This window comes from Hydrogenophaga sp. (assembly GCF_018780075.1).
In the GTDB taxonomy this organism is placed as follows: Bacteria; Pseudomonadota; Gammaproteobacteria; order Burkholderiales; family Burkholderiaceae_C; genus Hydrogenophaga.
Genome location: NZ_JADMKB010000113.1, coordinates 20,854 through 33,460 on the forward strand (window position 1 = coordinate 20,854; position 12,607 = coordinate 33,460).

Below are 12,607 nucleotides of genomic sequence, written 5' to 3' on the forward strand. Positions count from 1 at the left end.
ACCCACCCCATGTCCGACGTGTTCATCGCCTTCCAGGCCAACGAAGAGTCCCGCCCCGTCATCGACGCCATCGTGACCGACAACCCCCACGCGGTGCTCACCCACCCGACCGGCCTGGTCAAGGTCAACGCACCGAACAGCCTGACGATCAAGCGCGAAACCATCGAGGGCCTGATCGGCCGCGCCTTCGACCTGCAGCAGATCCACGTCAACCTCGTGACGCTCTCGGGCCACATCGACGAAGACGACGACCAGCTGACGCTCAGCTGGAAACATTAAGCACCCCCTGCGCCGCTTCGCGTCTTCCCCCTCTCTCGCCTTCGGCGGGAGGGGGACGCACCCTGAGGCCCGGCGAAGCCGGTTCCTCGGGTGCACTGGGTGAAGCCACCCGCGCCGACTGCATCACCTGTACCCACTGACCCGATCAAGGAGACAAGCATGGACACAAGAGTTGAGAAAAAGAAGCTGGGCCTGAAAGAGCGTTACGCCGCCATGACGCGCGGCCTGGGCTGGGAGACCAGCTACCAGCCGATGGACAAGGTCTTCCCGCACGACAAGTACGAGGGCATCAAGATCCACGACTGGGACAAGTGGCAGGACCCGTTCCGCCTGACCATGGACGCCTACTGGAAGTACCAGGGCGAGAAGGAGAAGAAGCTCTACGCCGTGATCGAGGCCTTCGCGCAGAACAACGGCCAGCTCGGCGTGACCGACGCGCGCTACATCAACGCGCTGAAGCTCTTCATCCAGGGCGTGACGCCGCTGGAGTACTACGCGCACCGCGGCTTCGCGCATGTGGGCCGCCAGTTCACCGGCGAGGGCGCGCGGGTGGCCGCGCAGATGCAGTCCATCGACGAGCTGCGCCACTACCAGACCGAAACCCACGCGATCAGCCACTACAACAAGTACTTCAACGGCATGCACGAATCGAACCACTGGTTCGACCGCGTGTGGTACCTCTCGGTGCCCAAGAGCTTCTTTGAAGACGCCTGCACCGGCGGCCCGTTCGAGTTCCTCACGGCCGTGAGCTTCAGCTTCGAGTACGTGCTGACCAACCTGCTGTTCGTGCCCTTCATGAGCGGCGCGGCCCACAACGGCGACATGTCCACCGTCACCTTCGGCTTCAGCGCGCAGAGCGACGAGAGCCGCCACATGACGCTGGGCATCGAGTGCATCAAGTTCATCCTGGAGCAGGACCCGGACAACCTGCCCATCGTGCAGCGCTGGATCGACAAGTGGTTCTGGCGCGGCTACCGCCTGCTGACCATCGTCGCGATGATGCAGGACTACATGCTGCCCAAGCGCGTGATGAGCTGGAAAGAGGCCTGGGAGATGTACGCCGAAGAAAACGGCGGCGCCCTGTTCCGCGACCTGGCGCGCTACGGCATCCGCGAGCCCGCGGGCTGGAAGCAGGCCTGCGAAGGCAAGGACCACATCAGCCACCAGGCCTGGGCCACCTTCTACAACTACAACGGCGCCGCCCCCTTCCACACCTGGGTGCCGAAAGAAGAAGAACTCAACTGGCTGAGCGAAAAGTACCCCGAGACCTTCGACAAATACTACCGCCCGCGCTGGGAGTTCTGGCGCGACCAGGCCGCCGAAGGCAAGCGCTTCTACAACATGACGCTGCCCATGCTGTGCACCACCTGCCAGGTGCCGATGCTGTTCACCGAAGAGGGCGACGCCAGCAAGATCTGCTACCGCGAGAGCGACTACTTCGGCAACAAGTACCACTTCTGCTCGGACCACTGCAAGGGCATCTTCGACCACGAGCCTGAGAAGTACGTGCAGAGCTGGCTGCCGGTGCACCAGATCTACCAGGGCCACTGCTTCAAGCCCGGCACCGACCCGACGGCCGAAGGCTTCAACCCGCTGATGGCCGTGCTCGACTACTACCACATGAACGTGGGCCGCGACAACTTCGACTTCGAAGGCTCGGAAGACCAGAAGAACTTTGCCGCCTGGCGCGGCGACCCGCCCCCGGCGCCCGCCGCCGCCGGCACCGAACCGGGAGCCGCGAAATGAGCGTTGTTGCCAACCCCGCCCGCGCGCCCTACGACTTCCCGATGAAGGACGTGCGCGAGAACTTCCCTGCGCCCCTGCTCTACATCGGCTGGGAAGACCACCTGATGTTCTGTGCGCCCTTCTGCCTGCCGCTGCCACCCGACACGCCCTTCGGGGCCCTCGGCACGGCGGTGCTGCCAGGCATCTATGGCTACCACCCCGACTTCGCCCAGATCGACTGGAACGCGGTCCAGTGGTTCAAGTCCGGCCAGCCCTGGACACCGGACCCGGCCAGGTCGCTGGCCGAGAACGGCCTGCAGCACAAGGACGTGATCCGCTTCCGCACGCCTGGACTGACCGGCATCAAGGGCAGTTTCAGCTGAAGCGGCCATGAGCTACCAACTGACCATCGAACCCCTGGGCGCGACCATCGACGTCGAAGAAGGCCAGACCGTGCTCGACGCGGCGTTGCGGCAAGGCATTTATCTGCCGCACGCCTGCGGCCACGGCCTGTGCGGTTCCTGCAAGGTGCAGGTGTGCGGCGGCGAGGTGGACCACGGCGCGGCCAACCCGTTTGCGCTGATGGACTTCGAGCGCGAGGAAGGCAAGACGCTGGCCTGCTGCTGCACGCTGCAGAGCGACACCACCATCGAGGCCGACATCGACGACGAACCCGACGCCGAGATCATCCCGGTGAAGGACTTCGCCGCCACCGTCACGCACATCGAAGACCTCACGCCAACCATCAAGGCCATCCACCTGGCGCTCGACAAGCCCCTGCACTTCCAGGCCGGGCAGTACGTGCAGCTGGAGATCCCCGGGCTGGGCGAGAGCCGCGCGTTCTCCATCGCCAACGCCCCGTCCGATGTGAAGGCCCGCAGCGCCATCGAACTGCATGTGCGCCGAGTGCCCGGCGGCGTCGGCACCGGCTGGCTGCATGACAAGCTTCAGATCGGCGACCGGTTGCGGCTGGCCGGCCCCTACGGCCGCTTCTTCGTGCGCCAGTCGGCCCAGCGGCCCATGGTGTTCATGGCCGGCGGCTCGGGCCTCTCCAGCCCGCGCTCGATGATCCTGGACCTGCTTGAACACGGCTGCACGCTGCCGATCACGCTGGTCTACGGCCAGCGCTCGCGCGAGGAGCTGTACCACCACGAGCAGTTCGAGGCGCTGTCCGGGCAGCACCCGAACTTCAGCTACGTGCCGGTGCTGTCGAACGAGCCGGAAGACTCGGGCTGGAGCGGCGCACGGGGCTTTGTGCACGACGCAGCCAAGGCGCACTTCGGTGGCAACTTCGCCGGTCAGAAGGCTTACCTCTGCGGCCCGCCGCCCATGATCGAGGCCTGTATCGGCACGCTGATGCAGGGCCGCCTGTTCGAGCGCGACATCTACACCGAGAAGTTCCTCTCGGCGGCCGATGCGAACGCCACGCGCAGCCCCTTGTTCCGCAAGGTCTGACGCCATGGGTCTCTTCGACACCCGTCCCAAAGTCGCTGTGCATGTGGCGCAGACCGGCGAGCAGTACCCGTGCGCGAGCAACGAGAGCCTGCTCACCGGCATGTTGCGCCTCGGGCGCAAGGGCATTCCGGCGGGCTGCGTCAACGGCGGCTGTGGTGTCTGCAAGGTGCGCATCCTCGATGGCGAGGTCAAGGCGCTGGGCCCGATCAGCCGCGCCCACGTGACCCGGGAAGAAGAGTGCCAGGGCTACACGCTGGCCTGCCGCGTGGCGCCACAGACGCCGGTGCACCTGGAAGTGGCGGGCAAGCTGAACAAACCGTTTTCAAAAGGGCGCGCAGAACCTGCGACTGCACGTCCGATACCTCAGCAGCAATCAAGTTAAAGGAGACAAATCATGGGTGTGATGCGAATCGGGCACGCGAGCCTGCGAGTGATGGACATGGACGCTGCGGTGAAGCACTACGAAAACGTGCTCGGCCTCAAGACCACCATGAAGGACAAGGCCGGCAACGTCTACCTCAAGTGCTGGGACGAGTGGGACAAGTACTCGCTGGTGCTGACGCCGTCGGACCAGGCCGGCCTGAACCACGTGGCCTACAAGGTCGAGAAGGACAGCGACCTCGACGAGCTGCAGAAAAAGATCGAGGCCTGGGGCATCAAGACCACGGTGCTGCCCGAAGGCACGCTGCCGTCCACCGGCCGCATGCTGCAGTTCAACCTGCCCAGCGGCCACGAGATGCGCCTCTACGCGATGAAGGAATACGTGGGCACCGAGGTCGGCACCACCAACCCCGACCCGTGGCCAGACGGTCTCAAGGGCGCTGGCGCGCACTGGCTGGACCACCTGCTGCTGATGTGCGAGATGAACCCGCCCGAGGGCATCAACACCGTCGCGGACAACACCCGCTTCATGACCGAGGCGCTGGACTTCTTCCTGACCGAGCAGGTGCTGGTCGGCCCCGAAGGCAACATGCAGGCCGCCACCTGGATGAGCCGCACCACCACGCCGCACGACATCGCGTTTGTCGGTGGCCCTCGCAGCGGTCTGCACCACATCGCCTTCTTCCTGGACTCGTGGCACGACGTGCTCAAGGCAGCGGACGTGATGGCCAAGACCAAGACCAAGATCGACGTCGCCCCCACCCGCCATGGCATCACGCGCGGCGAGACGATCTACTTCTTCGACCCCAGCGGCAACCGCAACGAGACCTTCGCGGGCCTGGGCTATCTGGCGCAGCGCGACCGCCCTGTCACCACCTGGACCGAGGACATGCTGGGCAGCGGCATCTTCTATCACACGGGAGACCTGGTGGCTTCGTTCACCGACGTGTACACCTGATCCCCCCGCGCCGCTTCGCGTCACCCCCCAGGGGGCGATGCGAGCGGCCCGGCGAAGCCGGTTCCGCCGCATCCTGGGATCGGGCATTTCGCTCCGGATGCGTCACCCATTTTTGTTGTCTTGTTGTCTTGTTGCTCTGTTCATGACCTCGCCCCTCTCTGTTCCCTCTTCCGTGATCACCGCATCGGCGGCCTCGCTGGCTTGCCAGGCTGCGGTGGCGCACGCAGAAGCTTTGGGCATCCGCATCAACGTGGCTGTGACCGACGCCTCGGGCGTCCTCGCCGCCTTCTTGCGCATGCCCAACGCGTTTCTGCATTCGATCGACATCGCGATCGACAAGGCCTACACGGCCGCCAGTTTCGGATTTCCCACCAGCCAGTGGCCTCAGGTGCTGGCGGGCGACGAGGCGCTGAAGCTGGGCCTGCCGCTGCGGCCGCGTCTGGTGGTGTTCGGTGGCGGATTGCCCATCGCCGCGGACGGTGCCCGCCTGGGCGGCATCGGTGTCTCCGGCGGCTCGGCCGAACAGGACGAGGCCTGCGCCCGTGCCGGCCTGAAGGCCTTGGGCCTCGATTGATTTTTCATCTCCCTCACGCACCATGAAACAGTTCCACAACTTCATCAACGGCGAATTCGTCGCCACCGCCAAGACCTTCGAGAAGCGCAACCCGGCCACCGACGCCGTGATCGGCCAAGTGCACGAGGCCGGTCAGGCCGAGGTCGACGCGGCCGTGGCCGCTGGCCGCGCGGCGCTCAAGGGCGAGTGGGGGACGATGAGCGTGGTCAAGCGCTCCGAGCTGCTGCACGCGGTGGCCGACGAGATCAACCGCCGCTTCGACGATTTCCTCGCCGCCGAACTGGCCGACACCGGAAAGCCGCGTTCGCTGGCCTCGCACATCGACATTCCACGCGGCGCGGCCAACTTCAAGGTCTTTGCCGACATCGTCAAGAACGTGCCGACCGAGAGCTTCCAGATGACCACGCCCGACGGCGGCACGGCCATCAGCTACGGCGTGCGCACACCGCTGGGCGTGGTCGGCGTGATCTGCCCCTGGAACCTGCCGCTGCTGCTGATGACCTGGAAGGTCGGCCCGGCCCTGGCCTGCGGCAACACCGTGATCGTCAAGCCCTCGGAAGAAACCCCAGCCACCGCGACCCTGCTGGGCGAGGTGATGAACGCGGTCGGCGTGCCCAAGGGCGTGTACCAGGTGCTGCACGGCTTTGGCCCCGGCTCGGCCGGTGAGTTCATCACCCAGCACCCGGGCGTCAACGGCATCACCTTCACCGGTGAAACCCGCACCGGCGAAGCCATCATGGCCGCCGCTGCCAAGGGCGTGCGTCCGGTCTCGTTCGAGCTGGGTGGCAAGAACGCCGGCATCGTGTTCGCCGACGCCGACTTCGACAAGGCGGTGGCCGGCATCACGCGCAGCGCCTTCGAGAACTGCGGCCAGGTCTGCCTGGGCACCGAGCGCGTCTACGTGCAGCGCCCGATCTTCGACAAGTTCGTGGCCGCGCTGAAAGAAAAGGCCGAAGCCTTGAAGGTCGGCGGCCCCGACATGCCCGGCGTGGGCATCGGCCCGCTGATCTCGGCCGAACACAAACAGAAGGTGCTGGGCTACTACGCCAAGGCCAAGGCCGAGGGCGCGACCGTGGTCACCGGCGGCGGCGTGCCGGTCATGGACGGTGAATACGCCAACGGCCACTTCGTGTTGCCCACCATCTGGACCGGCCTGCCCGAGAGCGCCAGCGTGATCCGCGAAGAGATCTTCGGCCCCTGCTGCCACATCGCGCCCTTCGACACCGAAGAAGAAGCCGTTGCGCTGGCCAACGCCACCGACTACGGCCTGGCCACCACCGTGTGGACCCAGAACCTCGGCACCGCGCACCGCATGGCCGCCGCCATCGACGTGGGCCTGTGCTGGATCAACAGCTGGTTCCTGCGCGACCTGCGCACCGCGTTTGGCGGCGCCAAGGCCTCGGGCATCGGCCGCGAAGGCGGCGTGCACTCGCTCGAGTTCTATACCGAACTCCGCAACGTCATGGTGAAGCTGTGAACTCCCCCCTGCGCCGCTGCGCGGCTTCCCCCCTCTCTGGCGCGCCTTCGGCGCTTGGAGGGGGGACGCAGCCTGTGGCCCGGCAAAGCCGGTTCCACGGCTGCTCTGGGTGGAACTGCCATTCACGCCCACAGCGCGGGAATCGGGGTGGTCGACGCAGTGAAGTAAAGGAGGAGGTTTGCGCGCAGCGCAAACCGGGGGACATGAACGGAGCCGACCGCCCCGGTTCTCGCGCCGCCCCGCCAACGAAGACACGCCACGACAGCAAACGAGAGAAAGCCAACGAGAAAGCAGCAACCAATGAATGCCCCTCACAACCCTGAAATTGCGCTGAGCGTCCGCACGGGCGCGTTCCACAGCAACGTGCACGACCTGGGCGCCTCGAAGCCCGGCCAGCCGCCCGTGCTGTTCATCCACGGCTCCGGCCCCGGCGTGAGCGCCTGGGCCAACTGGCGGCTCGCCATGCCGGTGATTGCACAGGAGCGCCGCGTCATCGCCCCCGACATGGTGGGCTTCGGCTACACCGACCGTCCGGCGGGCATCAACTATTCCATGGACACCTGGGTGCAGCAGGCACTCGATGTCATGGACGCGATGGGCGTCGAGAAAGCCGACGTGGTCGGCAACAGCTTTGGCGGTGCGCTCTCGCTGGCGCTCGCCATCCGCGCGCCGCAGCGCGTGCGTCGCCTGGTGCTGATGGGTTCGGTCGGCGTGCCGTTCCCGATCACGCCGGGCCTCGACGCGGTGTGGGGCTACGAGCCCTCGCTCGCGACGATGAAGAAGCTGCTCGATGTCTTCGCCCACAGCCGCGCGCTGGTCACCGACGAGCTGGCCGAGCTGCGTTACCAGGCCAGCATCCGCCCCGGTTTTCAGGAGTCTTTCTCGGCCATGTTCCCGGCCCCGCGCCAGCGCTGGGTCGACGCCATGGCCAGCCCCGAAGCCGCCATCCGCGCGCTGCCGCACGAGACGCTGATCGTGCACGGCCGCGAAGACCAGGTGATCCCGCTGCAGACCTCGCTGACGCTGAGCCAGTGGATCCCCAACAGCCAGCTGCACGTGTTCGGCCACTGCGGCCACTGGACGCAGATCGAACACGCCGCACGCTTCGCGCAGCTGGTCACGAACTTTCTGGCCGAAGCGGACGCCCAGGCCGACAAGACCTCCACATAAACCACCGACACCCATGATCTCCATCGAAACCCTCGGCGACGAGCTGTACACCGCCCTGCGCGACCGGCAGGTCGTCGACCCGCTCTCGACCCGCTTCCCCGACATCAGCATCGAGCAGGCCTACCGCATCCAGGAGCGCATGCTGCAGCGCCGCCTGCAGGACGGCGAACGCATCGTCGGCAAGAAGATCGGCGTGACCTCCGCCGCCGTGATGAACATGCTGGGCGTGCACCAGCCCGACTTCGGCTACCTGACCGACGCGATGATCGTCAACCAGGGCGAGGCCATCGACATCTCGACGCTGATCCAGCCCAAGGCCGAGGGCGAGATCGCCTTCCTGCTCAAGCGCGACCTGATGGGACCGGGCGTGGGCGTGTCCGACGTGCTGGCCGCGACCGAGTGCGTGATGCCCTGCTTCGAGATCGTCGATTCGCGCATCCGCGACTGGAAGATCAAGATCACCGACACCGTGGCCGACAACGCGTCGTGCGGCGTGTTCGTGCTGGGTGACCGCGCGGTCAGCCCGCTCGCGCTGGACCTGCAGACCTGCGGCATGGTGCTGGAGAAAAACGGCGAGGTCGTCGCCACCGGCGCCGGCGCCGCGGCCCTGGGCTCGCCGCTGAACGCGGTGGCCTGGCTGGCCAACACCATGGGCCGCCTGGGCATCGGCCTGAAGGCCGGCGACGTGATCCTCTCGGGCGCGCTCGCCGCCATGTTCCCGGCCCAGAAGGGCGACCACTTCCGTGTGTCGATTGGCGGACTGGGCGAGTGCTCGGTGCGTTTCAACTGATCCGCGGAGCACACACCATGAACCTCGACAAAGCCACCATCGACGCCCTGGCCGAACGCCTGGAGAACTGCCAGCTGCAGGCGCAGGACACCACCAAGATCACCGACGACTACCCGGACATGGACTGGGAAGACGCCTACGCGATCCAGGCCACGATCCTCGCGCGCAAGCAGGCGCGCGGCCTCAGGCTCGCGGGCCTCAAGGCCGGCCTGACCTCGTTCGCCAAGATGAAGCAGATGGGCGTGAGTTCGCCCGTGTTCGGCTGGATGACCGACGACTACGCCGTGCCGCACGGCGGCGAAGTGAAGACCAGCGAACTGATCCACCCCAAGGTCGAGCCCGAGATCGCCTTCGTGCTCAAGAAGCCGCTGCGCGGCCCCGGCTGCCACATCGGCACCGTGCTGGCCGCGACCGACTTCGTGCTGCCCGGCATCGAGGTGATCGACAGCCGCTACCGCGACTTCAAGTTCGACCTCAAGAGCGTGATCGCCGACAACACCTCGGCCGCGCGCTTCGTGGTCGGCGGCCAGCCCATGAAGGTCGACGGCCAGGACCTGCGCACCGTCGGCATCGTGATGGAGAAGAACGGTCAGCCAGTGGCGTTTGGCGCCGGCGCCGCCGTGCTCGGCCACCCGGCCACCGCCATCGCCATGCTCGCCAACCACCTGGGCGCGCGCGGCGAAGAGATTCCCGCCGGCACGCTGATCCTGTCCGGCGGCATCACCGAAGCGGTATCCGTCACCGCGGGCGACTCCGTGACCCTGAAGGTCCAGGGCATGGGCAGCACCGGCCTGCGCTTCGTTTGAGATTCAGAAAAGGAAACCCATGAGCAAGAAAATCAAGTGCGCCCTCATCGGGCCGGGCAACATCGGCACCGACCTGCTGGCCAAGCTGCAGCGCAGCCCTGTCCTTGAACCCGTCTGGATGGTCGGCATCGACCCCAACTCCGACGGCCTCAAGCGCGCCAAGGAGATGGGCATCAAGACCACCGCCGACGGCGTGGACGGCCTGATCCCGCACATGAAGGCCGACGGTGTGCAGATCGTGTTCGACGCCACCAGCGCCTACGTGCACGCCGAGAACTCGCGCAAGGTCAATCAACAGGGCGCGATGATGATCGACCTCACGCCCGCGGCCATCGGCCCCTTCTGCGTGCCACCGGTCAACCTCAAGCAGCACGTCGGCCAGCGCGAGATGAACGTGAACATGGTCACCTGCGGCGGCCAAGCCACCATCCCCATGGTCTACGCGGTCAGCCGCGTTCAGCCCGTGGCCTACGGCGAGATCGTCGCCACCGTGTCGAGCAAGTCGGTCGGCCCCGGCACCCGCAAGAACATCGACGAGTTCACCCGCACCACGGCCGGTGCGGTCGAGAAGGTCGGCGGCGCCAAGAAGGGCAAGGCCATCATCGTGATCAACCCGGCCGAGCCGCCGCTGATCATGCGCGACACGGTGCACTGCCTGACCGAAGGCACGCCCGACCAGGCCGCGATCACGAAGTCGATCCACGACATGATCAAAGAGGTGCAGAAGTACGTGCCGGGCTACAAGCTGGTCAACGGCCCGGTTTTCGACGGCAACCGCGTCTCGGTCTTCATGGAGGTCGAAGGCCTGGGCGACTACCTGCCCAAGTACGCCGGCAACCTGGACATCATGACCGCCGCCGCCGCGCGCACCGCCGAGATGTTTGCCGAAGAAATTCTGAAGGGCGAGCTCGTGCTCGAACCCGTCGCCGCCTGATCCGGAGCACCACCATGAGCCAGAAAAAAATCACCCTGCACGACATGACCCTGCGCGACGGGATGCACCCCAAGCGCCACCTGATGACGCTCGACCAGATGAAGAGCATCGCCTGCGGCCTCGACGCCGCCGGTGTGCCGCTGATCGAAGTCACGCACGGCGACGGCCTGGGCGGCTCCAGCGTCAACTACGGCTTCCCGGCCCACACCGACGAGGAGTACCTGGGCACCGTGATCCCGCTGATGAAGCAGGCCAAGGTGTCCGCGTTGCTGCTGCCCGGCATCGGCACCGTCGACCACCTGAAGATGGCGCACGGCCTGGGCGTGCACACCATCCGCGTCGCCACGCACTGCACCGAGGCCGACGTCAGCGAGCAGCACATCACCTACGCGCGCAAGCTCGACATGGACGTGGTCGGCTTCCTGATGATGGCGCACATGAACAGCCCCGAAGGTCTGGTCAAGCAGGCCAAGCTGATGGAAAGCTACGGCGCCAACTGCATCTACGTCACCGACTCGGCCGGCTACATGCTGCCCGCCGACGTGAAGGCCCGCCTGCAGGCGGTGCGCGATGCGCTAAATCCTGAAACCGAGCTGGGCTTCCATGGCCACCACAACCTGGCCATGGGCATCGCCAACTCGGTCGCCGCCATCGAATGCGGCGCCACGCGCATCGACGCCGCCGCCGCCGGCCTGGGCGCGGGCGCGGGCAACACGCCGATGGAAGTGCTGGTCGCCGTGCTCGACCGCATGGGCCCGAGCCTTGGAGTAACCACCGGCGTCGACGTCTGGAAGATCCAGGACGTGGCCGAAGACCTGGTGGTGCCGATCATGGACTTCCCGATCCGCATCGACCGCGACGCGCTCACCCTCGGCTACGCCGGCGTCTACGGCAGCTTCCTGCTGTTCGCCAAGCGCGCGGCGGTGAAGTACGGCATTCCGGCGCGCGACATCCTGGTCGAGCTGGGCCGCCGCAAGATGGTCGGCGGGCAGGAAGACATGATCGAAGACACCGCCATGACCATGGCGCGCGAGCGCGGCCTGCTGCGCGCGGCCGCCTGAAGGAGACCCCATGCCATTCGCACAGATCTACATGCTCGAAGGCCGCACGCCCGAGCAGAAGAAGGCCGTGATCGAGAAGGTCACCGCTGCCCTGCAGGAAGCGGTGGGGGCACCCAAGGAAGCGATCCGCGTCTGGATCCACGAGATGCCCAAGGAGAACTGGGGCATCGCCGGGGTCTCGGCGAAAGACTTGGGGCGCTGACCCGCCCGGCGCCCTCCAGCGCGACGCAGTGCCAGCGCCATGACCCCACCGCCCACCGTGGCCCAGGCCGCCGAACGCATCTGGTCGGCGCGCCAGGCCGGCCGCACGCTCGACGCCGACGCCACCATCGGCACACCCGACCTCGCCACCGCCTACGCCATCCAGCGCGCGCTGCTCGCCCTGCGCCTGGCCGCGGGCGAGCGCGTGGTCGGCTGGAAGCTGGGCTACACCTCCGAGGTGATGCGCCACCAGATGGGCATCGACCGGCCCAACATCGGGCCGCTGACCGACCGGATGCTGCTCGCCTCGGGCGACGCGGTGCACGAGCGCCTGGTGCAACCGCGCGTGGAACCCGAGATCGGGTTGCGCCTGAAGACCGCCCTCGACGCGCGGCGCGCGCCCGTCGACCGCCACAGCGTGGCCACCGCCGTGGAAGGCGCGTACGCCTGCCTCGAAGTCGTGCACTCCACCTGGACCGGCTACCGCTTCAACCTGGAGCAGAACACCGCCGACAACTCGTCCGCCGGCCAGGTCGTCGTCGGGCCGCGCCTGCCCGTGACCGACCTGATGGCGCTCGACACCGTGGCGGTGCGCCTGAGCGACGGCAGCGACAACACGCTGGGTCAGGGCGTGGGCGCCGACGCCGACGGCCACCCGCTGGACGCGGTGGCACGGCTGGCGCGGGAGCTGGCCGCGAACGATCAGCGCCTGGAGGCGGGTGATCTGGTGATCACGGGGGGGTTGACGGCGGCTTGTGCGCTGGAGGTGGGTGGGCGGCTGTCGGCGGTGTTTTCC

Annotated in this window: 15 protein-coding genes; all 15 read left to right on the forward strand. The window is 66.8% G+C overall.

What is annotated here, in order from left to right; genetic code table 11:
* Positions 1–9 precede the first annotated feature (9 nt).
* Complete coding sequence (locus tag IV088_RS18560; protein WP_291105286.1) at positions 10–279, forward strand: MmoB/DmpM family protein; 270 nt, start codon at positions 10–12, stop codon at positions 277–279.
* Between the two features lie 159 nt (positions 280–438).
* Positions 439–2,025: an aromatic/alkene/methane monooxygenase hydroxylase/oxygenase subunit alpha gene (locus IV088_RS18565; RefSeq protein WP_291105287.1), complete on the forward strand. Its 1,587-nt coding sequence runs from the start codon at positions 439–441 to the stop codon at positions 2,023–2,025.
* A complete protein-coding gene (locus IV088_RS18570; protein ID WP_291105288.1) occupies positions 2,022–2,387 on the forward strand; it encodes a phenol hydroxylase subunit P4 in 366 nt (121 codons plus the stop codon). The genes IV088_RS18565 and IV088_RS18570 overlap by 4 nt, the downstream gene beginning before the upstream one ends.
* Positions 2,388–2,394: 7 nt before the next feature.
* Positions 2,395–3,459: a phenol 2-monooxygenase domain-containing protein gene (locus tag IV088_RS18575; protein WP_291105289.1), complete on the forward strand. Its 1,065-nt coding sequence runs from the start codon at positions 2,395–2,397 to the stop codon at positions 3,457–3,459.
* A 4-nt stretch (positions 3,460–3,463) separates the two neighbouring features.
* Entirely contained in the window at positions 3,464–3,841 is a 378-nt protein-coding gene (locus IV088_RS18580; protein ID WP_291105290.1) for a 2Fe-2S iron-sulfur cluster binding domain-containing protein, read from the forward strand.
* Between the two features lie 12 nt (positions 3,842–3,853).
* Positions 3,854–4,798, forward strand: a complete 945-nt coding sequence (locus tag IV088_RS18585) for a catechol 2,3-dioxygenase (protein WP_291105291.1) — start codon at positions 3,854–3,856, stop codon at positions 4,796–4,798.
* Positions 4,799–4,940: 142 nt separating this feature from the next.
* Positions 4,941–5,372, forward strand: coding sequence for a heme-binding protein (locus IV088_RS18590; RefSeq protein ID WP_291105292.1), 432 nt, complete (start codon positions 4,941–4,943; stop codon positions 5,370–5,372).
* A 22-nt stretch (positions 5,373–5,394) separates the two neighbouring features.
* A complete protein-coding gene (locus tag IV088_RS18595) occupies positions 5,395–6,849 on the forward strand; it encodes a 2-hydroxymuconic semialdehyde dehydrogenase (RefSeq protein WP_291105293.1) in 1,455 nt (484 codons plus the stop codon).
* A 300-nt stretch (positions 6,850–7,149) separates the two neighbouring features.
* Positions 7,150–8,019, forward strand: coding sequence for an alpha/beta hydrolase (locus tag IV088_RS18600; protein WP_291105294.1), 870 nt, complete (start codon positions 7,150–7,152; stop codon positions 8,017–8,019).
* A gap of 13 nt (positions 8,020–8,032) precedes the next feature.
* Positions 8,033–8,809 carry a 2-oxopent-4-enoate hydratase gene (gene dmpE / locus IV088_RS18605; protein WP_291105295.1) on the forward strand — a complete coding sequence of 259 codons (777 nt, stop codon included), beginning with the start codon at positions 8,033–8,035 and terminating at the stop codon, positions 8,807–8,809.
* 17 nt (positions 8,810–8,826) lie between these two features.
* Entirely contained in the window at positions 8,827–9,615 is a 789-nt protein-coding gene (gene dmpH, locus IV088_RS18610; RefSeq protein WP_291105296.1) for a 2-oxo-3-hexenedioate decarboxylase, read from the forward strand.
* Between the two features lie 19 nt (positions 9,616–9,634).
* Entirely contained in the window at positions 9,635–10,549 is a 915-nt protein-coding gene (locus tag IV088_RS18615) for an acetaldehyde dehydrogenase (acetylating) (protein ID WP_291105297.1), read from the forward strand.
* A 14-nt stretch (positions 10,550–10,563) separates the two neighbouring features.
* Complete coding sequence (dmpG, locus tag IV088_RS18620; protein WP_291105298.1) at positions 10,564–11,610, forward strand: 4-hydroxy-2-oxovalerate aldolase; 1,047 nt, start codon at positions 10,564–10,566, stop codon at positions 11,608–11,610.
* 10 nt (positions 11,611–11,620) lie between these two features.
* Positions 11,621–11,812, forward strand: a complete 192-nt coding sequence (locus IV088_RS18625; protein ID WP_177136955.1) for a 2-hydroxymuconate tautomerase — start codon at positions 11,621–11,623, stop codon at positions 11,810–11,812.
* Positions 11,813–11,851: 39 nt separating this feature from the next.
* On the forward strand, positions 11,852–12,607 hold a 756-nt coding region (locus tag IV088_RS18630; protein ID WP_291105299.1), incomplete at its 3' end, for a fumarylacetoacetate hydrolase family protein.